Origin of the sequence: Corynebacterium pilbarense, assembly GCF_026930265.1 — a bacterium.
GTDB lineage: Bacteria > Actinomycetota > Actinomycetes > Mycobacteriales > Mycobacteriaceae > Corynebacterium > Corynebacterium pilbarense.
Genome location: NZ_JANRML010000011.1, coordinates 55,422 through 78,514 on the forward strand (window position 1 = coordinate 55,422; position 23,093 = coordinate 78,514).

Below are 23,093 nucleotides of genomic sequence, written 5' to 3' on the forward strand. Positions count from 1 at the left end.
CCCTTTCACTAGACTCAGCCGCCATGGGTTCCACGGCGCATGATGCTCAATTTAACCGCACCACCATCTACGTCAGTCTTGGGCTGGCGGTAGCGCTGGTGCTCGGCGTGCTCGTCGGCGCGCGCGTGTTCTTCAACCGCGTTGCGTTGCAGCCGGTGGCGATGACGCAGCTGCCCGCGCCAGAGGCGTCTTCCGCGGAGTGCACATCGCTTATCGACGCCCTCCCGTCCACCCTCGCAAACCTCAAACGCGCCGAATTGGCCGAGCCCGCCCCCGAGGGAGCCGCCGCGTGGCAGGCCTCCTCCACCGAGCGCATCACCCTGCGCTGCGGCGTGGACGCGCCCGCGCAGTACACCCCGTACGCGCAGACCGAGGACATCGACGGGGCCCGCTGGCTGCGCGTCAACGACGCCACCCCGGGCTCCACCCTGGCCACCTGGTTCACGGTGGACCGCTCCCCCGTCCTCGCCGTCACCGCCGATACGCAGCAGCTTCACGACGGCACCGCCCCCGTCGCCGGCCTCGACACCGCAGCGCTGACTGGCCCCGCCCCCGAGCAGCGCCCCGCCCCGCTCGCCGACCTCGCAGCCGGCGATTCCAGCAAGTGCGACAGCCTGCTCGCCGCGGCTCCCGATTCCATCGCCGAGGGCTACACCCGCGTCGACGCCGTGAGCGAGCAGACCGTGGCCTGGTCCGCCGTAGGCCAGGACGCGATCGTGCTGCGCTGCGGAGTCGCCGACCCGGACAACTACGGCCCGGGCGCACGCCTGGACCAGATCAACGGCGTGCCCTGGTTCGAAGACGTGAAGCTGGCCAACGGCACCACCGCCTCCACCTGGTACGCGATGGGCCGCGATGTGCAGGTGGCGGCGTCGCTGCCGCAGGCGGAAAGCAACGAGGCGATCACCAACCTGACCAACCTCATCGCCGAGCACACCGCGCAGGCGTAGCTAGCGCAGCGCGGTGCGGATCAGGGTGTCCAGCAGCTGCGGGTAGTCCACGCCCGTGGCGGCCCACACCTGCGGGTACATGGAAATCGCGGTGAAGCCGGGCATGGTGTTGATCTCGTTGAGCACCGGCCCGTTGTCGGTGACGAAGAAGTCCACGCGCGCGAGCGACTTGCAGTCCAGCGCATGGAAGCACGTCACCGCCATGTCCTGCAGCTGGGCGATCAACTCGTCGGAGTACGGTGCCGGGATGGTGGCGGTGACGCCTTCTTCGAGGTACTTCGTTTCAAAGCCGTAGAAGCCCTCAGCGGAGTCCTCGGTGCCGTTGAGCTTGGCGGGCACGGATGCCGCGATGGTGCCGTCGGGGCGCTCGAGCACACCGACTTCCACCTCGTCGCCGACCAACTCGGCCTCCACGATGACTTTGCCGTCGGACTCGAGCGCAAGCGACACCGCGTCCGGCAGCGCATCCCAGCTGGTCACCTTCGACACGCCAATGGAAGACCCGCCGTTGGCCGGCTTCACAAACACGGGCAGACCAAGACGCGAGCGCTCCGCCTCGGTGAGCTCGCGCGCGCCGTCCAGGATCACCTCGCGCGTGACCGGGATGCCGGCCGCAGCAACGAGCTTTTTGGTGTACTCCTTGTCCATCCCGCACGCGGATGCCAGCACGCCCGGGCCGACGTAGGGCACCCCGGCCATCTCCAGCAGGCCTTGGACTGTGCCGTCCTCGCCGTATTTGCCGTGGAGCACCGGGAAGACGGCGTCGATGGTGGTGATGGTCTCGCCGGAGGTGACGTCGTAAAGCAATCCCTTACGCTGCGGGTTCAACGAGAGCGCGACTTCGCGCCCAGGCTTAACCACGGGAAGCTCCGCCCCTTCCGCCGGCTTCGCCACACCCTCAACCCAGACACCTTCCTGCGTGATGCCGATGGGAACCACCTCGTACTCGGCGGGCATGTGCGACATGACCGAGTCGGCGGAGATGCAGGAAATCGAGTGCTCGGTGGACATGCCACCGTACAAAACAGCTATGCGGATCACGGGGAGCTAGCCTACCGGGCGCTACTCCGCTTTCTTGCTGCGACCCATCAGCGCGGCGATGACGTCCGCGACCTTCATGCCCTCGTGGCACACCGAGAACACGCCCTGGGTAATGGGCATCTCCACGGAGTGCTCTTCCGCGAGCTGGAAGATGCTGCGCGAGGACACCACACCCTCCGCGACCTGGCCTTTGGTGGCGGCGCGGGCCTCGTCCATCGTGGCGCCCCCGCCCAGCGCGGCGCCGAAGGTGCGGTTGCGCGACAGCGGGGAGGCGCAGGTGGCCACCAGATCCCCCATGCCCGCAAGGCCAGCGAAGGTGCGTGCGTCCGCCCCGAGCGCCGCGCCGAGTCGGGTGATCTCCGCCAGGCCGCGGGTGATCAAGGTGGCCTGGGTGTTGTCTCCCAACCCCTGGCCGGCGGCCATGCCGCAGGCGAGCGCGATGACGTTTTTGGTGGCGCCGCCGATCTCGCAACCCACCACGTCCGCGTTGGTGTACGGGCGCAGGTAGCTGGTGGCGCACGCGGCCTGGACCAGCTTGGCGCGGTTTTCGTCGGCGCAGGCGATCACGGTCGCGGCCGGCTGCTCCTCGGCGACCTCGCGCGAGAGGTTCGGCCCGGTCAGCACCGCGATCCGCTCGTTTTCTACCCCGGTGACTTCCGCGATGATTTCGCTCATGCGCAAGTGCGTGCCGGATTCGACGCCTTTGGAGATGGAGACCAGTGTGGCGTCGCCAGGCAAGTGCGGCGCCCAGCGGGTGAGGTTGTCGCGCATGGTCTGGCTGGGCACGCCGAAGACGACTACCGCCGCGTTCTCCAGCGCCTCGGCGGCGTTCGAGGTGGCCTGAATCGCCGCCGGGAGTTCGATGCCGGGCAGGTAGTCGGGGTTTTCCCGGGTGTCCTGGATTGTGCGTGCGAGCTCCTCGCGCCGCGCCCACAGGCTCACGGGGTTGCCCGCGTCCGCGAACACCTTGGCAAGGGTGGTCCCCCAGGAACCGGCGCCCAGTACTGCCACGTTGACCATCAGTGCGTCCTCCCAGCGTTTTTCAACCGCTACAACGTACCACCCCGCCCGGACGTAGCGCGCCCGCCGAGTCTGCGTCACAATGGAATGTATGCCAAATGACGACCGCCAACTGCACGAGCAGGACAAGGACACCCGCGGCGAGATGTTCCTCACCGGGCGCCTGCAGGAAATCCCCAACAACCCGCAAAGCGAGTTCAAGCGCACCACGCTTGCCGCCGGCGCGGTGCTGTGGCGCGGTGACCTGGCTCAACCTGACTCGCTGGAGGTGGCGTGCATCCACCGCCCGCACTACGACGACTGGTCTTTGGCCAAGGGCAAGCTGGACCCGGACGAGTCGCTGGTGCAGACCGCGGTGCGCGAGATCAAGGAAGAAACCGGCTTCGACGTGCGCCTGGGCAAGCTGTTGGGCAAGACCGTCTACCCGGTGAAGAAGACCACGAAGGTGGTCTACTACTGGACCGGTGAGGTCACCGGCGGCGAGTTCGAGCCCAACGACGAGGTGGACGAGATCCGCTGGCTGCCTCTCGACGACGCCTGCGAGCTGATGACCTACGACCTGGACCGCCAGGTGCTGCAAAAGGCGAAGAAGCGCTTCGCCACACCGGCCACCGCGCGCGTGCTGTACGTGCGCCACGCCCGCGCGCACGAGCGTGAGAAGTGGTCCGGCGACGACAACTTGCGCCCGCTGGACAAGAAGGGCCGCCGCCAATCCGAGATGCTGGTCCCGCTACTCAGCGCATTCTCCCCGGACCGGATCTACTCCGCGGCGCCGGAGCGTTGTCAGACCACCGTCGCTCCGCTTGCGGACGAGCTGGGCATCGACGTGTCCGTAGATGCGCGCTTCGGCGACGAGGCCTGGCTGTCTGACATGGTCGGCGCGCAGCGCGCCTTCACCGAGGTGATCGAGCAGGGCGGCACCTCCGTGGTCTGCGCCCAGGGCGATGTCATCCCGGGCATGATCGCCTGGCTGTCTGCGCAGGGCACCCTGCCCATCGACACCGAGATCCGCGCGAAGAAGGGCTCCGTGTGGGTGCTGAGCTTTAACGACGGCCAGCTCACCGGCGCCGATTACGTCCCGTCCGCACTGCCGGTGCTGTAGCGAAAAAGAAAGGAACGGATTTTTCTTATGACTTCCCCCACCCCCACCGCATTCCCGCCGGTGACGCAGGAACGCATCGCGTCCACCCTGGAGGCGATGGATCTGAAGTACTTCCGCGAAGACGGTGGCGAGTGCCGCACCGCCTTCCCCGGCCTGGTGGTCTTCTTCGAGGTCGAACGCGAGGGTTTTAAGGCCACGTCCAGGTGGATGGCGGTTGTGGATCAACCGGAGGACGTCGAGAAGCTTCGCGAGTTCGCCAACGTGATGAACCGCACCCTGCCGCTGGTGCGCGTGCACCCGGTGCTGCGTCAGGATGGCACCGCCATCGCAATCATGGAGGCGCCGTTCTTCTCCGGCGACGGCTTCGCCGACACGCAGCTGCGCGAGATGTGCGAGTACTTCTTCTCCGCCATCCACCACGTGGCCGGCCAGCTGCGCGAGACCTTCCCGGGCCTCGAAGAATCCTTCAACGACGGCGCTAAGGAGGCGTAACACCCATGAGCAACGACACCTTAAAGCCCCTGTCCATCCAGCGCGTCAAGGACGTCTTTGCCAAGCAGGGCTGGCAGTTTGATGAGGCGAGCGAGTTGGCTATCCGCACCGGCTTTTCCCGCATCGGCCTGGAAATCGCGCACATCGCCCCGAACATCAACGTGATTTCCTCGGTCGCGGTGGATTCCATCGGCGCGGACCGCTACGAGGACATCCGCAACTGGGCCGAGCAGTACAACTACACCAAGGCCTACCCCACCGTCACCGCTTTGAAGGACGACGAGCGCGGCGTCACCGCCCTGGGCGTGGCCTACAGCCTGCCCGGCCACTGGGAGTACACCGACGCGCAGTTCGAGTCCCACATCCTCACCGGTATCCAGGGCGTGGTGACCGCTTCGCGTGACTTCCTCGCGGAGTTCGCGCCGGAGGTCACCCAGCGCCTTGATGAGGAAGCGCCGCAGGACTAGCGCTTACTGCACGGCCGGCTTGAACGCCGGCCGTTTCGCTTCGAAGGCCTCGATGTCGTCTTCGCCGCGAAGCGTCAGGCCAATGTCGTCGAGGCCTTCCATGAGGCGCCAGCGGGTGTAGTCGTCCGCCTCGAAGACGAACGTGTTGTCGCCGACGGTAACCGTGCGGTCTTCCAGCGACACGGTGGCGGTCTCGCCCGGGTGCTGCTCTAAGTGCTTCCAGATCAGCTCGATATCGCTTTCGGGCAGGTTCGCGGCGAGCAGTCCTGCCTTACCGGAGTTGCCGCGGAAGATGTCGGCGAAGCGGGGGCTAAACACGGCGCGGAAGCCGTAGTCCATCAGCGCCCACACGGCGTGCTCGCGCGAGGAGCCGGTGCCGAAGTCGGGCCCGGCGAACAGCACGGAGCCGTTTTTGTACGCGTCCTGGTTAAGCACGAAGCCGGGTTCGCTTTCGCGCCAGTTGGAAAACAGGCCGTCTTCGAAGCCGGTGCGGGTCACGCGCTTGAGGTAGCGCGCCGGAATGATCTGGTCGGTGTCCACGTTCGAGCGTGTCAGCGGCACGGCGACACCGGTGTGGGTGGTGAATTTCTCCATCTGAGTGCTCCTTTACAGGTCTGCGGGGCTAGCAAGGTGGCCGGTGACAGCGGTCGCCGCGGCGACCAGCGGGGAGACAAGGTGGGTGCGCCCGCCGGGTCCCTGGCGTCCTTCGAAGTTGCGGTTGCTTGTCGACGCACTCCGCTCCCCCGGTTTCAGCTGATCCGGATTCATGCCCAGGCACATCGAGCACCCGGCAGTGCGCCACTCGGCGCCGAAGTCCGTGAAGACCTTATCCAGGCCCTCCTCCTCCGCCTGCTGCTTGACCAGCGTGGAGCTGGGCACCACCAGCATGCGGGTGTTTTCCGCGATGGTGCGACCCTTGACCACCTCGGCGGCGGCGCGCAGGTCCTCGATGCGGGCGTTGGTGCACGAGCCTAAGAACACGGTGTCGATGGCGATGTCCCGCAGCGGGGTGCCCGGGGTCAGGTCCATGTAGTTGAGCGCCTTGGCGGCGGCCTGCTTGGAGGTTTCGTCGGTGAAGTCCTCCGGATCCGGCACATTCGCCCCCAGGGGCAGGCCCTGGCCGGGGTTGGTGCCCCAGGTGACAAACGGGGTGAGCGCTGCGCCGTCGATCTCCACCACGGTGTCGAACTTGGCGCCCTCGTCGGTGGGCAGCGTCTTCCAGTACTCGACTGCCGCGTCCCAGTCCGCGCCCTTCGGTGCGTATTCCCGGCCTTCGACGTAATCGAAAGTTTTCTGGTCGGGCGCGACCATGCCGGCGCGCGCACCCGCCTCGATGGACATGTTGCAGATGGTCATGCGCGCTTCCATGGACATCTTCTCGATGGCCTCGCCGCGGTACTCGATGATGTGGCCTTGGCCGCCGCCGGTGCCAATCTTGGCGATGATCGCCAGGATCAGATCCTTCGCGGTGACCCCTTCCCGCAGTTCGCCGGTGACCTCGACGGCCATGGTCTTAAACGGCTTCAGCGGCAGGGTCTGGGTGGCCATGACGTGCTCCACCTCGGAGGTGCCGATGCCCATGGCAATGGAGCCGAACGCGCCGTGGGTGGAGGTGTGCGAGTCGCCGCACACGATGGTCATGCCCGGCTGGGTGATGCCCAGCTGTGGGCCGACGGTGTGCACGATGCCTTGCTTGACGTCGCCCATCGGGTGCAGGGTCACGCCGAATTCCTCGCAGTTCTTGCGCAGCGTGGCCACCTGGGTGCGTGAGGTCGGCTCCGCGATTTCGAGCAGCTCGCCGGAGACGATCCCCTCGGTAGGCACGTTGTGGTCCTCGGTGGCCAGGTGCAGTTCCGGGTGCCGCATCTTGCGGCCTGCCAAGCGCAGACCCTCAAACGCCTGCGGCGAGGTCACCTCGTGCAGGAGTTGGAAATCGATGAAGATGAGGTCGGGCTCGCCGTTTTCGCCCTGCTTGACCACGTGGTCGCGCCACACTTTCTCCGCCAACGTCAACGGTCTCTCCGCCATAGCAAACTCCTTCGCGTTTCCTCCCCACCTTCCCACATACTGAGATGATAGGATTCGAACTGTGAGACAGTATAACGAAGGATCAGGCATCAAAGTGCTCGACCGCGCAGTCGCCATCGTGGCGGCAGTAGCCAGCGGCGACAAATCGCTCGCAGAGCTCAGCGACGCCACCGAACTGCCCCGGGCCACCGCGCACCGCATCGCCACCGCGCTCGAAGTGCACCATGTGCTCGCCCGCAACGAACGCGGCGAATGGTCACTTGGGCCCGCGCTGCCCAGCTACACCGGCGGGCCGTCGCCGAGACTGCTCGCCGCCGCTGCCCCGGTGCTTCGCAGCCTCGTCGAGGCCACCGGCGAGTCCGCCCAGCTCTACCAACTCACCGGCACCACACGCACCTGCATCGCCGCCGAGGAACCCGAAAGCGGCCTGCACAACGTGGTCCCGGTCGGCTCCCACCTGACCCTCACCGCAGGCTCCGCCGCCCGCGTGTTCGCCGCCTACGCCCCCATCGACGCGCCCTTCAAGGACGCGGAACTCAAGCGGGTGCGTAACGACGGCTTCGCCGAGTCCGTCGCAGAGCGCGAAGTCGGGCTCGCGTCGGTGTCCACACCGGTATTCCAACCGGACGGCGCGCTGGTGGCCGTACTGTCCATCTCCGGGCCGGCCGAGCGGCTCAAGCCCTCGCCGGCGGACAAGTGGGGCAAGGAGCTGCTTGCGGCAAGGAAGCAGCTCGAGGGGGAACTGTAGACGTCGATAAGCAGCTTATGCTTCGACGAACCCCTCGCCGATGCGCCACTGGCGCTTCTCGCCCAAGCTGACGGAAGCGTCCGGGTCCTCCACGTCCGAGACGCGGTAGTAGAGCATGTCGACGTAATCGTGGTGGATGCTCGCCACGCCGTAGCCGTGGGCGTCGAAATCGATGTGGCTGACCCACGGGTTGGCATCCCGGATCGTCTGCTCCACCAGCAACGACGTGGAGTTGTCCTCATTGTGGTAGGTGCCGAACGCGCTGGTGAGGATCTCGTCCACGTTGGGCGCGGAGATTGAGGTGGTGACCATCTCGCAGCCGATCTCGCCGAAGCCTGACGGCGAGGCGATCGAGTTCGCCCACTCCGAGTGAATGTCGCCGGTGAGGAACAGCGCATTCGACTCCTGCTCGTCCAACATGGTGAGCAGACGGTCGCGCTCCGCAGCGTAGCCGTCCCACTGATCCGAATTCACCGCAATGCCCGTCGCCCGCTCCTTCATGTAACCGGCGGCGATGTTGGCCTTCTCGTTGTCCGGGATGGTGGCAAAGCGCATCGGCGAGACCATCACCGAGTTGCCCAGCACGTCCCAGCGGGCCGTGGACTCCTGCAGCTGCTGCGCCACCCAATCGAACTGCTTCTTCCCCAGCATCGTGCGGTCGTCGTTAGCGAAGTTCGCACCGGTGGTTTCCTCGTCGCGGTAGCTGCGCAGATCCATCATGGTCAGCTGCGCCAAATCGCCGAACGTGAAGCTGCGGTACAGCAGCTGCTCCTCGCCCGCAGACTGCGCGCGCACCGGCAACCACTCAAAGTAGGCCTGCTTCGCGGCGCTCAAGCGTTCCGGCCACTCGCCCTCCACACGGCCATCGGTGTGGTTCTCAGCGCCCTCGAACCAGCTGTTGTTCGCCGTTTCGTGGTCGTCCCAGATGACAATCCACGGGCACGCCGCATGCGCGGCCTGCAGGTTGAGGTCCGTGCGGTAGCGGCCGTGGCGCTGGCGGTAATCCTCCAGCGTGGTGATTTCCCACTCCGGGTGGTGCATGCGCGCGACACCGCTTTTACCTGCGTACTCGCCGGTCGGGTACTCGTAGATGTAATCGCCGAGGAAGACCACGTGGTCGATCTCGCCGCCGCGGGCGCGCTGCGCCATGTCGCCGTACGCCGCGAAGAAGCCGGACTCCCAGTTCGCGCACGAGGCGATGGCCAGGTTGAGGTTGTCCACGCTCGCGTCCTCCGCGGGCGCCGTAAGGGTGCGGCCGACCGGGGAGGTCGCGCCCTCGAACTCCCCGCTCTTCACGATGAAACGGTAGAAGTACTCCGTCGCCGGTTCCAGGCCGTCCGGGTCGACGTGGACGGTGTGGTCCGAGGCCGCCGAGGTGGTCACGGTGCCCGTCTGCGGATTTTTGAAGTCCTCCGAAGTGTCGATCTGCCACTCCAGCTCCACGTCCTGCCCCAGGCCAGAGCCCGGAAGCGCCTCGCGCGACGGGGTCACGCGGGTCCACAACACCACGCGGTCAGGCAGCGGGTCGCCGGACGCGACGCCGTGGAGGAACGGCAGGTCCCACTCGCCCGCCGGGGTCGGTTCTTCAGGGGTGGAAACCGTGCCGCGCCGCGCGGCGTAGGCGCCGCCGGTGCCGATAGCGGTAGCGGCAGCGGCCGCTGCGACAGTTTGCAGGAACACACGACGATTGACACGGAACTTTGAGCTCATGAAGCATACTTTCAACTAGCCGTAAGCACGGTGCAAGAACAGCAGACCGATGTCATCTGATATTCATTTTCAATTCACCAAGGTGTCTAATCACTTGTAACCGGCTGTTAAAAACGGGTGATTTAAGTGGGCAACCATGACTCTCCTGCGTACCCACCGTTCCCTGCGCCGTGGCACCATCGCCACTGCCATCGTTGTCTCCCTGTTCGCGCCGGTGACCACCGCTGTCGCTGCGGACGCGCCAGCGAGCGCGGTTAACACCAAGCTCAGCCGCATCGTGCTCGGCATCGGCTCCGACGCCACCCAGGCCAACGTTTCTTGGCAGTCCAAGACAAACGAGCTGCAGTACCTGGAGTACTGGCCGGCGGACAACGCAGCCGATAAGACCAGCGTCGAGTCTCCGCGCGGTGAATACAACGCGGCTATCTTCTACCCGCACGAGGCGACGATGACCGGCCTTGAGCCGGACACCGAGTACGTCTACCGCGTGGGCAACGACGACCGCGGCTGGAGCGAGGAGCGCACCTTGACCACGGGCGAGGATTCCGATTCCTGGAGCTTCCTGGCCATGGCCGACGCGCAGATCGGCGTGGACGCCAAGATCGACGAACAATCCGCCGCCTGGAACAAGGCAGTCAACGTCGCCACCGGCGAGCACCCAGATTCCGCGTTCCTCATGCACCTCGGCGACCAGGTTGAGGGCTGGGGCGCAGCGGTCAAGCAGCTCGAGGAGTTCACCGCCCCGGAAGCGCTGCAGAACTACCGTCTGGCTGTGCTGAAGGGCAACCACGAAACGTACACGCGGGACCGCCACTTCCAGGACACCTACTTCCTGCCCAACGAAGACGGCGCATCCGCAAACTACTTCTTCAACTACAACAACGTCCTGTTCATCGGCCTCGACGGCAACCGCACGAGCGCAGCCGACATCGAGGCCCACGCGAAGTTTGTCAACGACGCAATCGCGGACCACGGTGCGGACGCGGACTGGGTGATGGTGGGCATCCACCAGGCGCCGTTTTCCCAAGGCACCCACTACACCGACAGCGATGTGGTGCGTCTGCGCAAGCAGCTCACGCCGAAGCTGTCCGAAGCCGGCGTGGACCTCGTCTTGAGCGGCCACGATCACATCTACACCCGCACCCACCTGATGAACGGCTTTGATCCGGTGATCCCGGAGGGCGCTGCAAAGTCCGGCGATGTGCTCATCCCGGAGGACGGCGAGGTGCTCTACCTCACCTCCACCACCGCCACCGGCGGCAAGTACTACGACTTCCAGGACGAGTCCGGTGAGACCCACCCGAACATCCGCGAGGAGCGCGCCCGCGACCTGGCCCACGATTCGACCGCCCGCTGGCGTCAGGACTACAACCCGGACTACACCAACATCGAAGTCTCCCCGACCGAGCTGAAGCTGACCACCTACAACATCAACACCCCGTACGTGGTGGACCAGGTCACGCTGCAGAAGAAGGACGCACAGAAGCCGGAGGAGAAGCCGGAAGAGACCACCAAGCCGACCTCTGAGCAGAAGCCGACCACCAAGCAGAAGCCGGCGCCAGAGGTCGTGACCACGACGCAGACCTCGGAGAAGCTGGTCCCCACCACCAAAACTTCTGTCGGTACGGCAACGGTGACTGAGACGTCCGTGCAGACTACGCCGGCCACCAAGACGATGGAGAATACCAAGACGGTGCCGACCACGGTGAAGGAAACTGTCACCGAGACCTCCTCGGTTGAGGTGCCGACCACCATCACCAAGAACGCCGAGCCGGAGGAACCGGCTGGGGATTCGGACGCGGATAACACCGGCAAGGACGCCGCGGGCAGCGTGTCCGGCAGCAGCACCGGCGGCATCATCCTCACCGTGCTAGCAATACTGATCGCCGTCCTGGGTGCGATCTTCGCAGCGCTGTCCTACGTCCACCCGCAGTGGATTCAGGACATCCGCAAGCAGTTCAACATCTAGCGCACGGCCAACAACCCGCCAACGCGATCTTCTAGATCGCCGCGGCGGGTTCTGTGTTGTTCAGCAGCCGCTACTTGTGTTCCACAGCAGCAGCGCTCACTCGGTCTGCCCAGCGATCAATGCCGTGCTGCTTGGTGCGCTTCAGCGTGTCGTGGCCGAGCACTAGACCTTCGTTCATGCGGCCGGCAGCAGCGAGGTGCTTCTGCCCCACAAGCGTGGCGTCGGGCTTCACGTGGAGCGCATTCGTGTCGGCGTAGCGCAGTCCGATTCCGGCCTCCACCAAGTTGCCTACCAGGGTGCCCTCGACAATCCCGGGAGGTGCCTGCACCGCGTCGATGATGACAGTCGCGCCTACCTCTTTGGCCAGATCGCGGAGATCCTCCTCGCCGCGTGCGACTAGTTCAGTGCGGATGCGACCTTCGTCGAGAAGATCGAGCATGATCTGCGCGGACTCCACAGGTGGGCCGAAGCCGACGCGCTCCAGGGTGGAAACGAATGCGTCGAAGTCCTTTCCACCCAGGGTGTGGCGGCCGCCGTAGGAGGCGCGGTCGATCACCGCGTCGTAGGTGTCGCGGAACGCAAGCGCCACCGCAAGCGCCGGCGTCCACGGGCGCTCCCCTCGGGCCGCCGCAACGGATGCGCGAAGCTCCGCCACTGGGTCTCCGGTGAAGTCTTCACCGCGCAGCACGTTCCGGATCTCGTCTTTCCCGCCTTCGCCACCGGCGATGCGGAGCAACTCCGTGGCGCAGTCCGCGAGGATGCCCTCCAGCTCGTCGAGGCTTTCGCATTCGAGGATCTTCTGCGACGCCGCCTCGATGTGCGGCTGCGCCTTCTTTTTCGCCTCGCCCTCGAAATACGCTTTGACCTCCATGAAGCGGCCCGACCGTGTCACCGGATAGAAGACTTTCGCGTCGGCGTACTTCACTACGTCAATGAAGGTCAGCGCAGCGCCGCGCACCAGCGCGACATCGTCGGGGCCCACCGCGTCCAAATTCGATGCCGGGTAGGCAGGGGCGACCACCTTGAGGTCGCCGAGGTTCGCGTGCGCGAGCGAACCGGGCCAATCATGCGCGTGCCCGGTGACCATGAGAACCTCGTCGAAGTGCTCGCCGAGCACCACCACCCCGCTGTCGGTGGGCTCGACCATCTCGATATTTTCCACCCGGTGGGTGAGGCTGCAGCGCGGCGGCAGGTTCTCCTCGAGCGTGCGCCACGATTTATCCAGGTGCTCCCCGACATGCTTTCGGCTAGGAAAATCGCCGGGAAGCTCATCGTTCGGGTCGAGCGGGCCGAGTTTCGTCTCCACAATGGACTTCGGTGCGTTGAGGATGAACTCCTCCGGCACCGAATCCCGAAACGCACCGGGCGCGGAGGACTCTTCCAGCGGCTTGGCGTCGAACACCGTCACGTCGATAGCCGCGCCACGCTCCCGCGCCCGTTCCATGAGCTCTTCTGACGCCCACAGACCGCGCGGGCCGGCGCCGATAACCGCTACCTTCATCACCGAATTATCCATGCGCCCCAGCTTATGCGCCGCGTGCCTCCAGCCGCTCCACCTGGCGGGCTAGCTCCTCTCCCAGCGGGTTGCCGGGCAGCCGTTCCTGCACCAGGTCCGCCACGGAGCGGTACCACCACAGCTGTCGCCCCTTGCCGGAGTTGAAGCGGCCCCACAGCTCGTCGCCGAGTTCATCGAGGTCCGCGTGGATGGACAACAGGTTGTGCAGTTTGTCGGCGGCGGAGATGAGCACGCTGCCGTCGTCCGCCTCACGCAAGTGAGCCAAGTACGCGTCCGAGCGGTCTTGCCAGCTGGAAAGCGTACTGTCCTTGGTCACTCCGCGCACCAGCTCCACCACCCGGTCGCCGAACTCCTCGGCCATGCGTTGCGGACTGTACTCCTCGGGCACGTCCTCCAAAATGTCGTGGAACAGCGCCGCGATAAGCACGTCCTCGTCGTCGGTGACCTGGGATACGAGGTGCATCACGCCGACAACGTGAGACACGTACGGGATGTCGGTTCCTTTGCGGACGTGGTCGCGGTGCGCCCACGCTGCGGTGTTGATTGCCTGGATAAGTCGCGGGGACGCGACGGGAGCATTGGTCATGTGAGAGCCTTTCTGCCGGGGACACTTCACACGATACGAGCGCCGCCGACATCACCACCCCGCTATTCGCACACCCGTTCTATCCCACCTCCAGCGTCCCCCTCACCCGCACCTGCGCGCGACCGCCGACCCAGATTTCGTCCCCGTCGTCGGTAATCTCCACCCGCCCGTCGCGCCCCAGCGCGGTACCCTGCGAGACGGTGTAGCGCTCCGGCACGTCTCCCCGCCCGCGCAGCCACTGCGCCATCGCACCGTTCGCGCTGCCAGTCACCGGGTCCTCGAACGTTGGCGTGAATGCGCGCAGCTCATAGGCCGGATCCACACTCCCCGTCAGCGCCGCAAACGCCACCTTCAGACCGCTATCAGCCGGCTTCTCCAACGCCCGCAGCGCGTCCAGGCCATCCAGCAACGCCAGCTTCCAACCGGGGCCGTTGTCACCGAAGGCGGCGCTGACAAGCAATTGCTTCTCGACGCCAAAGGTGTCACACACCTCGTCCTTTTCCTCATCCGAGAGCTGGTCGTCGCGCTTGAGCGGCGGGGTGGCGAACGCGAGGGAGTCTCTCTCGATGCGGACCTCGACATTGCCCACGCCGCACTCCTGAATCACGCGGCCCTGGTTGCGCGGCGTGTTACCGAGCTCTAGCCACGCACGCGCCGTGCCGAGCGTGGGGTGGCCGGCGAAGGCATATTCCTCCACCGGTGTGAAGATGCGCACGCGGTAGTCTGCCTCGGGGTTCGTCGGTTCGAGCAGGAACGTCGTTTCCGAGAAGTTGGTCCAGGACGCAATCTGCTGCATCTGCCCGTCGCTCAAACCGTCCGCGCCGCAGATGACGGCGAGCGGGTTGCCCGTGAACGCGCCGGTGGCGAAGACGTCGATTTCAAAGAATTCCAGGGAAGTCACCCGGCCAAGGCTACCAATGCGAAAACTCCCGACCCGGAGTCCGGATCGGGAGTTTTGCTTTGTACCCCGTACGGGATTTGAACCCGTGTTACCGCCGTGAGAGGGCGACGTCCTAGGCCGCTAGACGAACGGGGCGCGCTCGCTTGTTTGCGACTTGTTAAAGATAAAGGACGTTGCTGCAAACCTACAAATCGCCTGGTCAGGAGCCTTTACCTGGAGTAAACGAGTGGATTATGGATAACCATGCCGACGCGATCCCCGACCTTTGGGCTCCTACGGGTTGAAGCGCGGGCGCGAAACTCCACGCCCTCGACGTCGATTGTGAGCGAGTACCCCGTCACCTCGAATAGCGCTGAGGTAATTGTCCCATGTGAAACTGCCTGGGAACCGTCCGCTACTAGTTCCACTGCATCAGGTAGCACCGCAACCGTGACATCACGACTTGCATTTCCGACCATTTCCACATCGTTGGCCTTCCAAGATAGCGCCGGTGCGTGGGTAATTACTCGGCCATCATCTATCGTTCCCGGCAGCAAAGTCGCATCGGAGACGAATGAGGCCACCCAAGGCGACTCGGGGTGGGAGACAATCTCTCGGGGTGGTGCGAACTGTTCAAGTTTGCCGTCGCGCAGCAACGCAATTCGGTCAGCGATCGCTATTGCTTCCTTACGGTCATGAGTTACATGAACAGCCGTGAGAGACGACTGTTTTGTCAGCGCAACAAGTTCCCGACGCAAGCTGTCGCGCAGTGGCTCGTCCAAGGCGGATAATGCTTCGTCCAAAAGCAAAACGCGTGGCTTTGAGACGATGGCACGGGCTAGTGCGACACGCTGCCGCTGTCCTCCCGATAGCGTCGAAGGCCGTCTCCCGCCAAACCCTTCCAACCCAACCGTCCGCAGGGCTTCTTCAACGCGCAGCGATTGTTCCTTCTTCCCGACCCCTCCTCGCTTCAACGGGTAGGCGATATTTTCAGCAACGCTCATGTGAGGCCACACTGCATGCTGCTGGAAAACCATGCCCATGTTCCGCTTTTCTGGCGCCATGCGAGAAACATCTAGACCGTCAAGCGAGATTGTGCCGGAGGACGGATCAACAAACCCAGCGAGAGTTCGAAGCAAGGTCGTCTTTCCAGATCCAGAAGGGCCGACCAAAGCGACAAATTCACCGCTGTTGACCCTCAGATCTATACCTTCTAAGCCCGTGGTCCCGTCTGGAAAGACCACACTGAGATTGTCGATGGTGATGTCGCTCATCGTGACTCCTTGTCGGGGTTACGCACGGTCAGAGCCAGAGCGGCGATGCCGATGACCGCGAAAATCAGCGCCAACGCCGACGCCTGGTTATAGTTTCCGGACTGCTGCAAGTTGAACAACTGCACACCGATCGTCGTCGTGCCGGGCGCGACCAGCAGAATCGATACAGTTAGCTCCCTAACTGCGGTGACAGCGACAAGGACAGCGCCTGCAAAAGCAGCAGGGGCCGCCATCTTTCCTGAAGTGTCCACTATGGAGCGGACCCGACCCGCTCCCGAGATCCTGGCCGCTTCCTCGGTTGCAATCGGGATCTTGCTCATCGGTGCGCGCACCGCCTGCAGCACCAGCGAAGTGAACGCGCATACGTAAGCAAGAAGAATGACCCAACGGGTGTTGTACAGCCCCGTATATCTACCGACGATCAGCCAACCGACCCCGATAATCAAACCTGGCAGCGCCGCTGGAAGCAGTGTTACCAGTGACATCGGTGTGTTGGTACGGGAGTCTGTCCGTGTGACGAGAATCCCAATCGCCCAACCCAGCAAACCACACAGCAGCGCAGCCCCACCGGCAAGCACGGTCGAATTGACGAATCCATCAATTACCCGGGGATTGTTTAATGTGCGTTGGAAGTTATCCAGCGAAATCGTTTGCAGCGTAAACGGAACTCCGGGCGCGGGAAGAAGCGCACGAACTGTGAGCCCCACAAGCGGCCCCAGCGTAATTGCCAGCGCCGTTACCCATGCCCCCACGGTGACCGGGATCTTGGCGGCGCCCAAAGAAAGCTTCACTGTCGATGCCCCACTCACGGCAGAGGAAGATCGCCGTGCCACCGCGTAGTCCGCCACCACGGCGGCGATCCCGAGAACCATCAGAATTGCACCGACTGTCGACACAACTTGCAAGGGGTTGCTCACAGTCCCCGATTCCATGAACCGGTAGCACATGGTGGCAAGTGTTTCGAAGCGCACAGGTGAACCGAGGATGGAAGGAATACCGAAATCGGCAAGGTTTGAAACCGCCGTCAGGGTGAAAGCGCTGAGGAACGCTGGCCCGAGAAGAGGGATGGTGACTGTCCGCAGTACAGTGCCGCTGCCTGCGCCACATACGCGGGCGGCGAGTTCCAAATCGGACGGAATCTGACGCAATGCCGCCGAAATGATGACGTACACCACCGGGTAAGAATGCAACGTCATGAGAAAAATGATCCCGTCGGCGCCGTAAAGGTCCCAAAGCGGTCGGCCAAAGACAGCATTCAGCCCTTGGTTTCGCCCAAAGAGCTGCAGCCAAGAAATCGCACCGACGAAGGGCGGAATTAGTAAGGGCGAGAGCAGAAACAAGCGCAGCCAAGCCGCGCCTCCCACTTCAGTCCTCTCCAACAAAATCGCAATAGATCCGCCTACGATTACGGCCCCTACGGACGACAGCACGGTGGTGTACACGGAATTCCATGTAGCCCGTCCCAGCCCTTCGCTCATAAGCACCGGAAACTGATTTCCGCCGAACGCGAGAGAGACCACGAATGCAAGCGGAACAATGAAAACCGCCGAGGCAACCAGCCACACACCGATGCGGGTGAGACTTAGCCCCGGCGAAGATTCGCGTCGTTTCATCCGCTAATTCATTGCGCCCTGGAAGAACTCCACGGAACGCGCGCGATCATCAGTGAGAGTCTTCAGGTCTGCATCCATCAGGGCAATGTCATCGAGTGCCGGGGCATCTCCAGGGGTGCCGACCCCGTCGATGACCGGCAGGTAATTCTGCTCCACGGCGAGCTCTTGCCCCTTCTTGGACAACAGGAAAGTGATAAACAACTCTGCTGCAGTCGGATTCTTGGAATCACCAAACACAGCGATCGGCTCGGTGATGTACGGCGAACCTTCGGTGGCGTACACCTCCTTAATCGGAGAACCCTGCGCGGCGAGGTCGCGAACGAGGTAATCCACAACCACACCAACTGGGTGGCCGCCGCCAGCAATCTCCTGCGAGGTGGGACCATTGGATGCGGCAATCATCGGGGCGCTCTCACCAAGCGCGGTCATCCAATCCTCGCCCAGCTGCTCGTTGTTCATCCACACCGTCGCGTTGTATGCGGCTGCCCCGGAAACTGCCGGGTCCGGCATGACAATCTTGTCGCGGAAGCGTGCATCCGTCAGATCGGTCCAAGACTTCGGTGCTTCAGATTCATCGATCACGGAAGTGTTGTAAGCGATGACAGTGGGAATAATTCGGGTCCCGACGTAGTAGCCCTCAGAATCAACGGCACCGTCCATCACATCACCGGTTTCGACGTTCTCCAGTTTCGCCAGGAGATCATCGGACTTGAAGTCCTCAAACGTCGGAGCATCCGCTGCCCAAATCAGGTCTGCCTCCACTGCTCCGGAGGTCTTTTCAGCCTCAATTCGAGCTTTCAGATCGCCGGTGCCAGCTCGGTACACTTCCACGTCGACATCCGGGTGTTCCTCGTTGAAGGCCGCGACAACCTGGTCAACCTTGTCCTCTGGCTCCGAGGTGTAGAGAGTCAGAGAACCGGCGGCAGAGTCCGTAGCACCATCTTCTGCACCGGACGTCGCGGTGTTGGAGCCAGCGTTCTCGGAGGGTTCTGAGCAACCCGCAAGAGCGAGCATTGCAACGCCTGCTGCTGCAGCAACTGAAAGGGACTTCTTTGTGAATTTCATGAGCGACTCCTTTATGCAAGGTAAAAACCTGGCTCACCTTAACACCAGATTTGCGTGCCCGCTCGCCGATGAAATTGCTCTATTCCACACCAAGCGCCGGGCCCAAGGTAGCCCAGCTTGCAACCAGCTCCCGCCGGAACAACCCGTAGTTGTGGGTGCCCTCTTCGAACTCGTACCAGTCCGGGTTGAGCCCTTTGCGCCGCGCCTCGGAGAGGAAGTGCAGCGTGCAGGTGTAGGCCAGCTGCTCATCCGGCACCAGCAGCGGCTCCGGCGAGTCTTCCACCGGCACGTCCCGCTTTGACGGCAGTCCGCGCGAGGCGGTCAAAAACAGTTTCTTGCCCTTGAGGGCCTCGACGTTGAGCACGGGCGAATGTGCCGCCCACGCGCGGTCCCATGCTCGTCCCCACATCTTCGACGGGTCGCCTTTGAACTGTTTGACGGTGCCGTACGCGAAGGCCTGCCCCACCAGGCCCGTGGTGGACGGGCAGGACGAGTACGTGCCGGCGGCGACGTAGCGGTCCTCCATTGCCGCGATGTGCAGCGCCGGCCCGCCGGACATGGACAGCCCTGCGATGGCGTCGCGGCCGGTGCCGTGGAAGTGCTCGTCGATAAGCGGAGGCAGTTCCTTCGTCAGGTACGTGGTCCACTTGTACACACCGAGCTTGGGGTCCTCCTCCGCCCAGTCGGCCTGTTGCGAGCCGACGGAGCCGCGCGGGGTGACCACGTTGATGTGCTTGTCCGCGAAGAACTCGGAGGCGCCGCCGTCCTTCCACCACGGAGTTTTCTCGCCGCCGCCGGCGCCGCCGAGGAGGTAGTACGTCGGCCGCGGAGCCGTGTTTTCTGGTCCGCCGGCGGGCAGGATCAGCTCGTTTACAATCTCGCGGCCCATGGACGGAGAGTAGACGGTAAGCAACCACACGTTGTCCTGCAGGTGCTCCAACTTGCGGAATTGTGCGGGCGGCGCGTCCGGGTCCGGGAAGGTGCGGTCAACCACGGTGCTGGAACCGAGCGCGTCCGCGACCACGGAGCTGCCGCCGAAGAGGTACCGGCCGAACAGGAGGTCGCCCAACGCCCCGCTCATCATCGCGCCGAGCAGGATGATCGGCACCGCCAGTGGCGGGGTGCCTGGCCGCAGCTGCCCGAACCCGTCCGCCAGCGAGGATCCGAGCCCGCCGGAGCCGAAGATCGTGGCTATTGCCGAGCTCAACGCAGGGGCATCGTGCTGCCTATCGACGAGCCCAAGGGCGTCCCCGCTTTCCACCGCCTGCGCGGGCGGGGCAACTAACAGGCTGAGTGTGGTGGCTGCGGCACACACGGCGACGCCCCGACGACAATGTTGTTTCACATCCGAAACTGTAGCTGAACACCCATCACTTGCTCGCCCCTGCAGACCCGCCGACGGGCTGCGGCGCCTCCTCCGGAACCGGCGCCTTCGTAACCGGGGTCTCCCGCTCGAAGGGCTGCACGTCGAGCGCCGGCCCGATCACGCCCCAGCTTTTGCGCATGGATTTCTCAAACAGGCCCCAGCTGTGCGTGCCTTCCACCTGCGGGTACCACTGCACGTCCAGGCCGGCACGCTGCGCCCTATCCACGAAGTATTCAGAGCACGCGTACGACGCCGACTCGATCGCCACGGGCGGACCTATGCGCTCGGAGGACGTCTTCGTGTCGTCGATAGCGCCGGGCACTCCCTGCGCGGCGGAGATGAACAGCTTCGTATCTTCCAGCGCGTCCAGATGCAGCACGGGCGAGTGCGCCATCCACGCCGGGTTGGAGGACATGCCCCACATCTTGCGGGGATCCGCCCCGTTGAGCTTCAGGGCCTGGCGCACGTATGTGTCGCCGAGAACACCGGAGGTGGCCGGGCACCCGGAGTACGACGCCGCGGCGGCAAACCGCCCCGGTTCCAACGACGCAATATTCAGTGCCGGCCCGCCGGACATGGAAATGCCTGCGATGGCGTCGGTGCCGGTGCCGTGGAACTGCTCGTCCATAAGCGGAGGCAGCTCTTTGGTGAGGTACGTGAGCCACTTGTTGCGCCCCGTCGCATCGTCTTCGCGGTACCAATCAGCCTGCATGGACGAGACTGAGCCGATCGGCGTGACCACATTGACCAGTTTGTCCTGGAAGAACTCCTGATAATCGGACGAGTTTCGCCAGGACCAGCCGTTGGCGGCGCCGTCCGCCCCCATCAGCAAGTAAAACGTGGGACGCGGCGTGTCATTGTCCGGCCCGCCGGGCAGGATTACCTCGTTTTTGACCTCTCTATCCATCGATGGCGAGTACACGACGACCTCGTAGACGTCGTTTTCAATGTGTGTCACTGATTTCAGGGTCGCGGGCTTCGCGTCCGGATCCGGGAACGTCTCGGCAACGTTGCTGGAGCCATTGCCTATCGACGACCCGCTTGCCGACGACCCCTCGTAGAGCGGCGCACCGAAGACACCCCCGCCAAGCGTTGCGAGGAACAGCGCCGGCACTGCGAGCAGTGGAATCGACGACGACAAGCTCGACGCTGCTGCTGGCACACTGAACGCGTCGATGAGACTGGAGCCGCTTTGACGAATTTCGCCGCTGAACAGCGACGACAACTTCCATACCATGCGATCACAATAGCGGAAGCGAAAAACCTCCGACCCAGCAACTGGATCGGAGGTGTTACGTTGTACCCCGTACGGGATTTGAACCCGTGTTACCGCCGTGAGAGGGCGGCGTCCTAGGCCGCTAGACGAACGGGGCATTAGGACACAGAACTTACAAGCTCTGCAGCTGGCCTACCAGGACTCGAACCTAGAATGACGGTACCAGAAACCGTTGTGTTGCCAATTACACCATAGGCCATCGTTTTCCAGCCTGACTTGCGCTTTCCCTTTCGGTGTTGCGCCTGTCTGCTGAACAACGTGGATTACTATAACCATGGATAGCTAAAGCAACCAAATCCGCAGGCCACCGCGCAAATCGCGGTGGCATTTATTGCGCTATAACAACAGCGTTGTAACTACTCCGCGGCCTGGTACGGAGTCACCTCACGTGCCGCACGCAGACGCTTCAGCGTGGACTCGCGTCCCAGCAGCTCCATGGACTCGAACAGCGGCGGAGACACTGCAGCGCCGGTCGCGCCAACGCGCAGGGCACCGAATGCGACACGGGGCTTCAGCCCGAGGTCGTCGATAAGCGCCTTGTTCAACGCCGCCTCAATGTTCGGCGTGGTCCACTCCTCCACCGCTTCCAGAGCGGCGATGCCCGCGTCCAGCGGTTCGATGGCGGTGTCCTTGAGGTTCTTCTTCGCGCTCTTTTCGTCCAGCTCCAGATCCTCGTCGGCAGTAACCAGGAACATCAGCAGGTTGTAGCCGTCAGACAGCACCTTGATGCGGGTCTGCACCAGGTCCGCTGCGACGGCGAACTTGTCCGCCGGGTAATCCTCCGGGAAGTCCGTGTGCTCGGTCAGGTACGCGCGGAGGCGGTCACGGAAGTCCTCCGGGTCCAGCAGTCGGATGTGGTCGGCGTTGATGGCCTCCAGCTTCTTCTGGTCGAAGCGGGCCGGGTTGCCCAGCACGTCGTTGACGTCGAAGGCCTTGACAAACTCGTCGACGCTGAAGATGTCCTGGTCCGCAGACAGCGACCAACCCAGAAGCGCCAGGTAGTTGATCATGCCTTCCGGGATGATGCCGTTGTCGCGGTGGTTGAACAGGTTGGATTCCGGGTCACGCTTGGACAGCTTCTTGTTGCCCTGCCCCATCACGAACGGCAGGTGGCCGAACTCGGGGGTGAACTCTGCGACGCCGACGCGTTTGAGCGCCTCGTACAGCGCCATCTGGCGCGGGGTGGACGACAGCAGATCCTCGCCGCGCAGGACGTGAGTGATGCCCATCAGCGCGTCGTCGACAGGGTTGACCAGCGTGTACAGCGGTGCACCGTTGGAGCGGGCGACCACAAAGTCCGGCTGCGTTTCGGACTTGAACGTCACCTCGCCACGTACCAGGTCGTTCCAGGTCCAGTCCTGGTCCGGCATGCGCAGACGCCACACCGGCTTGCGCCCTTCCGCTTCAAACGCGTCGATCTGCTCCTGCGTCAGGTCGCGGTCGAAGTTGTCGTAGCCCAGCTGCGGGTCGCGGCCGGCGGCCTTGTGACGCTCCTGGACCTCTTCGTTGGTGGAGTACGCCGGGTACACCTCACCAGCCTCGATGAGCTTGTTCAGCACGTCCGTGTAGATCTCAGAACGCTGGGACTGGCGGTACGGCTCGTGCGGGCCGCCCACATTGATACCTTCATCCCAGGTCAGGCCCAGCCACTCCAGCGACTCGATAATCGCCTGGTAGCTCTCCTCCGAGTCACGCGCGGCATCCGTGTCCTCGATGCGGAACACAAACGTGCCGCCGGAGTGGCGCGCCTGCGCCCAGTTGAACAGTGCCGTGCGCACCATGCCCACGTGCGGGGTTCCAGTAGGTGACGGGCAAAAACGTACACGCATTGAAGAGTCAGTCATGTGCGCAATCGTAGCGCGCAGAGCCCCTTGCCTATCGACGTCCTCCGGTCCCCACCGCTGTCCCCCCCCCATTATGCGGCCGCAGAACCGGCACAACATTATGCGGCCGCAGAACCGGCACAACATTATGCGGCCGCAGAACCGGC

General features: G+C 64.0%; 20 protein-coding genes and 3 tRNA genes. 6 read left to right on the forward strand and 17 right to left on the reverse strand.

The genetic code is table 11. The features are described from left to right. The first annotated feature begins 23 nt into the window (after positions 1–23). Entirely contained in the window at positions 24–950 is a 927-nt protein-coding gene (locus tag NUW87_RS08720; RefSeq protein WP_269028085.1) for a DUF3515 domain-containing protein, read from the forward strand. On the opposite strand, the gene NUW87_RS08725 is transcribed toward NUW87_RS08720, so the two are convergent. Together NUW87_RS08725 and NUW87_RS08730 are read right to left on the reverse strand one after the other, a co-directional pair. After that, positions 951–1,991 carry a D-alanine--D-alanine ligase family protein gene (locus NUW87_RS08725; RefSeq protein WP_269028087.1) on the reverse strand — a complete coding sequence of 347 codons (1,041 nt, stop codon included), beginning with the start codon at positions 1,989–1,991 and terminating at the stop codon, positions 951–953. It lies immediately after the preceding gene. A 21-nt stretch (positions 1,992–2,012) separates the two neighbouring features. Continuing rightward, positions 2,013–3,011, reverse strand: a complete 999-nt coding sequence (locus tag NUW87_RS08730) for an NAD(P)H-dependent glycerol-3-phosphate dehydrogenase (protein ID WP_269028114.1) — start codon at positions 3,009–3,011, stop codon at positions 2,013–2,015. 91 nt (positions 3,012–3,102) lie between these two features. On the opposite strand from NUW87_RS08730, the gene NUW87_RS08735 reads away from it, so the two are divergent. The 3 genes from NUW87_RS08735 to NUW87_RS08745 are packed head-to-tail and all read left to right on the forward strand — an operon-like array spanning position 3,103 to position 5,072. Further along, positions 3,103–4,113, forward strand: coding sequence for an NUDIX hydrolase (locus NUW87_RS08735; RefSeq protein ID WP_269028088.1), 1,011 nt, complete (start codon positions 3,103–3,105; stop codon positions 4,111–4,113). Positions 4,114–4,140: 27 nt separating this feature from the next. Continuing rightward, on the forward strand, positions 4,141–4,605 hold the full coding sequence (locus NUW87_RS08740) for a YbjN domain-containing protein (protein ID WP_034999885.1): 465 nt from the start codon (positions 4,141–4,143) through the stop codon (positions 4,603–4,605). Positions 4,606–4,610: 5 nt separating this feature from the next. Next, complete coding sequence (locus tag NUW87_RS08745) at positions 4,611–5,072, forward strand: hypothetical protein (RefSeq protein WP_269028089.1); 462 nt, start codon at positions 4,611–4,613, stop codon at positions 5,070–5,072. 3 nt (positions 5,073–5,075) lie between these two features. Here the strand turns inward: NUW87_RS08745 and leuD are convergent, their stop codons facing one another. Both leuD and leuC read right to left on the reverse strand, forming a co-directional pair. Further along, a complete protein-coding gene (gene leuD, locus NUW87_RS08750) occupies positions 5,076–5,666 on the reverse strand; it encodes a 3-isopropylmalate dehydratase small subunit (RefSeq protein ID WP_269028090.1) in 591 nt (196 codons plus the stop codon). Positions 5,667–5,678: 12 nt separating this feature from the next. Continuing rightward, on the reverse strand, positions 5,679–7,100 hold the full coding sequence (gene leuC / locus NUW87_RS08755) for a 3-isopropylmalate dehydratase large subunit (RefSeq protein ID WP_269028091.1): 1,422 nt from the start codon (positions 7,098–7,100) through the stop codon (positions 5,679–5,681). A 61-nt stretch (positions 7,101–7,161) separates the two neighbouring features. On the opposite strand from leuC, the gene NUW87_RS08760 reads away from it, so the two are divergent. Continuing rightward, positions 7,162–7,848 (forward strand): IclR family transcriptional regulator, encoded by a 687-nt coding sequence (locus NUW87_RS08760; RefSeq protein WP_239219992.1) that lies wholly within the window; start codon positions 7,162–7,164, stop codon positions 7,846–7,848. Between the two features lie 15 nt (positions 7,849–7,863). On the opposite strand, the gene NUW87_RS08765 is transcribed toward NUW87_RS08760, so the two are convergent. Next, positions 7,864–9,558 (reverse strand): alkaline phosphatase D family protein, encoded by a 1,695-nt coding sequence (locus NUW87_RS08765; protein WP_269028092.1) that lies wholly within the window; start codon positions 9,556–9,558, stop codon positions 7,864–7,866. A 136-nt stretch (positions 9,559–9,694) separates the two neighbouring features. Between NUW87_RS08765 and NUW87_RS08770 the strand changes: the two genes are divergently transcribed. Next, positions 9,695–11,527: a purple acid phosphatase family protein gene (locus NUW87_RS08770; protein WP_269028094.1), complete on the forward strand. Its 1,833-nt coding sequence runs from the start codon at positions 9,695–9,697 to the stop codon at positions 11,525–11,527. Positions 11,528–11,597: 70 nt separating this feature from the next. Here the strand turns inward: NUW87_RS08770 and NUW87_RS08775 are convergent, their stop codons facing one another. The 12 genes from NUW87_RS08775 to gltX form a co-directional block, all read right to left on the reverse strand. Next, positions 11,598–13,043: an FAD/NAD(P)-binding protein gene (locus NUW87_RS08775; RefSeq protein ID WP_269028097.1), complete on the reverse strand. Its 1,446-nt coding sequence runs from the start codon at positions 13,041–13,043 to the stop codon at positions 11,598–11,600. 10 nt (positions 13,044–13,053) lie between these two features. Further along, on the reverse strand, positions 13,054–13,629 hold the full coding sequence (locus tag NUW87_RS08780; protein ID WP_269028098.1) for an HD domain-containing protein: 576 nt from the start codon (positions 13,627–13,629) through the stop codon (positions 13,054–13,056). Positions 13,630–13,708: 79 nt separating this feature from the next. Then, positions 13,709–14,530, reverse strand: coding sequence for a PhzF family phenazine biosynthesis protein (locus tag NUW87_RS08785; protein WP_269028100.1), 822 nt, complete (start codon positions 14,528–14,530; stop codon positions 13,709–13,711). A gap of 62 nt (positions 14,531–14,592) precedes the next feature. Then, positions 14,593–14,665, reverse strand: a tRNA-Glu gene (locus NUW87_RS08790). Between the two features lie 74 nt (positions 14,666–14,739). Then, the gene (locus tag NUW87_RS08795; RefSeq protein ID WP_269028102.1) at positions 14,740–15,783 is read right to left on the reverse strand and encodes an ABC transporter ATP-binding protein; all 1,044 of its coding nucleotides are present in this window, start codon (positions 15,781–15,783) and stop codon (positions 14,740–14,742) included. Further along, on the reverse strand, positions 15,780–17,396 hold the full coding sequence (locus NUW87_RS08800) for an ABC transporter permease (RefSeq protein WP_269028104.1): 1,617 nt from the start codon (positions 17,394–17,396) through the stop codon (positions 15,780–15,782). The genes NUW87_RS08795 and NUW87_RS08800 overlap by 4 nt, the downstream gene beginning before the upstream one ends. A 3-nt stretch (positions 17,397–17,399) precedes the next feature. Then, on the reverse strand, positions 17,400–18,461 hold the full coding sequence (locus NUW87_RS08805; protein ID WP_269028105.1) for an ABC transporter substrate-binding protein: 1,062 nt from the start codon (positions 18,459–18,461) through the stop codon (positions 17,400–17,402). A 79-nt stretch (positions 18,462–18,540) separates the two neighbouring features. Continuing rightward, a complete protein-coding gene (locus NUW87_RS11800; RefSeq protein ID WP_269028106.1) occupies positions 18,541–19,806 on the reverse strand; it encodes an alpha/beta hydrolase in 1,266 nt (421 codons plus the stop codon). A gap of 25 nt (positions 19,807–19,831) precedes the next feature. Next, positions 19,832–21,064: an alpha/beta hydrolase gene (locus NUW87_RS08815; protein WP_269028107.1), complete on the reverse strand. Its 1,233-nt coding sequence runs from the start codon at positions 21,062–21,064 to the stop codon at positions 19,832–19,834. A 63-nt stretch (positions 21,065–21,127) separates the two neighbouring features. Further along, positions 21,128–21,200, reverse strand: a tRNA-Glu gene (locus NUW87_RS08820). 30 nt (positions 21,201–21,230) lie between these two features. Then, a tRNA-Gln gene (locus NUW87_RS08825) sits at positions 21,231–21,302 on the reverse strand. A 157-nt stretch (positions 21,303–21,459) separates the two neighbouring features. Further along, a complete protein-coding gene (gltX, locus tag NUW87_RS08830; RefSeq protein ID WP_269028110.1) occupies positions 21,460–22,947 on the reverse strand; it encodes a glutamate--tRNA ligase in 1,488 nt (495 codons plus the stop codon). Positions 22,948–23,093: the final 146 nt, after the last annotated feature.

What these genes read in the sequence shown, in the direction of transcription:
- NUW87_RS08720 (WP_269028085.1), top strand. Translation starts at nt 24, where the DNA reads ATGGGTTCCACGGCGCATGATGCTCAATTTAACCGCACCACCATCTAC.
- NUW87_RS08730 (WP_269028114.1), bottom strand. Translation starts at nt 3,011, where the DNA reads ATGGTCAACGTGGCAGTACTGGGCGCCGGTTCCTGGGGGACCACCCTT.
- NUW87_RS08735 (WP_269028088.1), top strand. Translation starts at nt 3,103, where the DNA reads ATGCCAAATGACGACCGCCAACTGCACGAGCAGGACAAGGACACCCGC.
- NUW87_RS08740 (WP_034999885.1), top strand. Translation starts at nt 4,141, where the DNA reads ATGACTTCCCCCACCCCCACCGCATTCCCGCCGGTGACGCAGGAACGC.
- NUW87_RS08745 (WP_269028089.1), top strand. Translation starts at nt 4,611, where the DNA reads ATGAGCAACGACACCTTAAAGCCCCTGTCCATCCAGCGCGTCAAGGAC.
- leuD (WP_269028090.1), bottom strand. Translation starts at nt 5,666, where the DNA reads ATGGAGAAATTCACCACCCACACCGGTGTCGCCGTGCCGCTGACACGC.
- leuC (WP_269028091.1), bottom strand. Translation starts at nt 7,100, where the DNA reads ATGGCGGAGAGACCGTTGACGTTGGCGGAGAAAGTGTGGCGCGACCAC.
- NUW87_RS08765 (WP_269028092.1), bottom strand. Translation starts at nt 9,558, where the DNA reads ATGAGCTCAAAGTTCCGTGTCAATCGTCGTGTGTTCCTGCAAACTGTC.
- NUW87_RS08770 (WP_269028094.1), top strand. Translation starts at nt 9,695, where the DNA reads ATGACTCTCCTGCGTACCCACCGTTCCCTGCGCCGTGGCACCATCGCC.
- NUW87_RS08775 (WP_269028097.1), bottom strand. Translation starts at nt 13,043, where the DNA reads ATGGATAATTCGGTGATGAAGGTAGCGGTTATCGGCGCCGGCCCGCGC.
- NUW87_RS08780 (WP_269028098.1), bottom strand. Translation starts at nt 13,629, where the DNA reads ATGACCAATGCTCCCGTCGCGTCCCCGCGACTTATCCAGGCAATCAAC.
- NUW87_RS08795 (WP_269028102.1), bottom strand. Translation starts at nt 15,783, where the DNA reads ATGAGCGACATCACCATCGACAATCTCAGTGTGGTCTTTCCAGACGGG.
- NUW87_RS08800 (WP_269028104.1), bottom strand. Translation starts at nt 17,396, where the DNA reads ATGAAACGACGCGAATCTTCGCCGGGGCTAAGTCTCACCCGCATCGGT.
- NUW87_RS08805 (WP_269028105.1), bottom strand. Translation starts at nt 18,461, where the DNA reads ATGAAATTCACAAAGAAGTCCCTTTCAGTTGCTGCAGCAGCAGGCGTT.
- NUW87_RS08815 (WP_269028107.1), bottom strand. Translation starts at nt 21,064, where the DNA reads ATGGTATGGAAGTTGTCGTCGCTGTTCAGCGGCGAAATTCGTCAAAGC.
- gltX (WP_269028110.1), bottom strand. Translation starts at nt 22,947, where the DNA reads ATGACTGACTCTTCAATGCGTGTACGTTTTTGCCCGTCACCTACTGGA.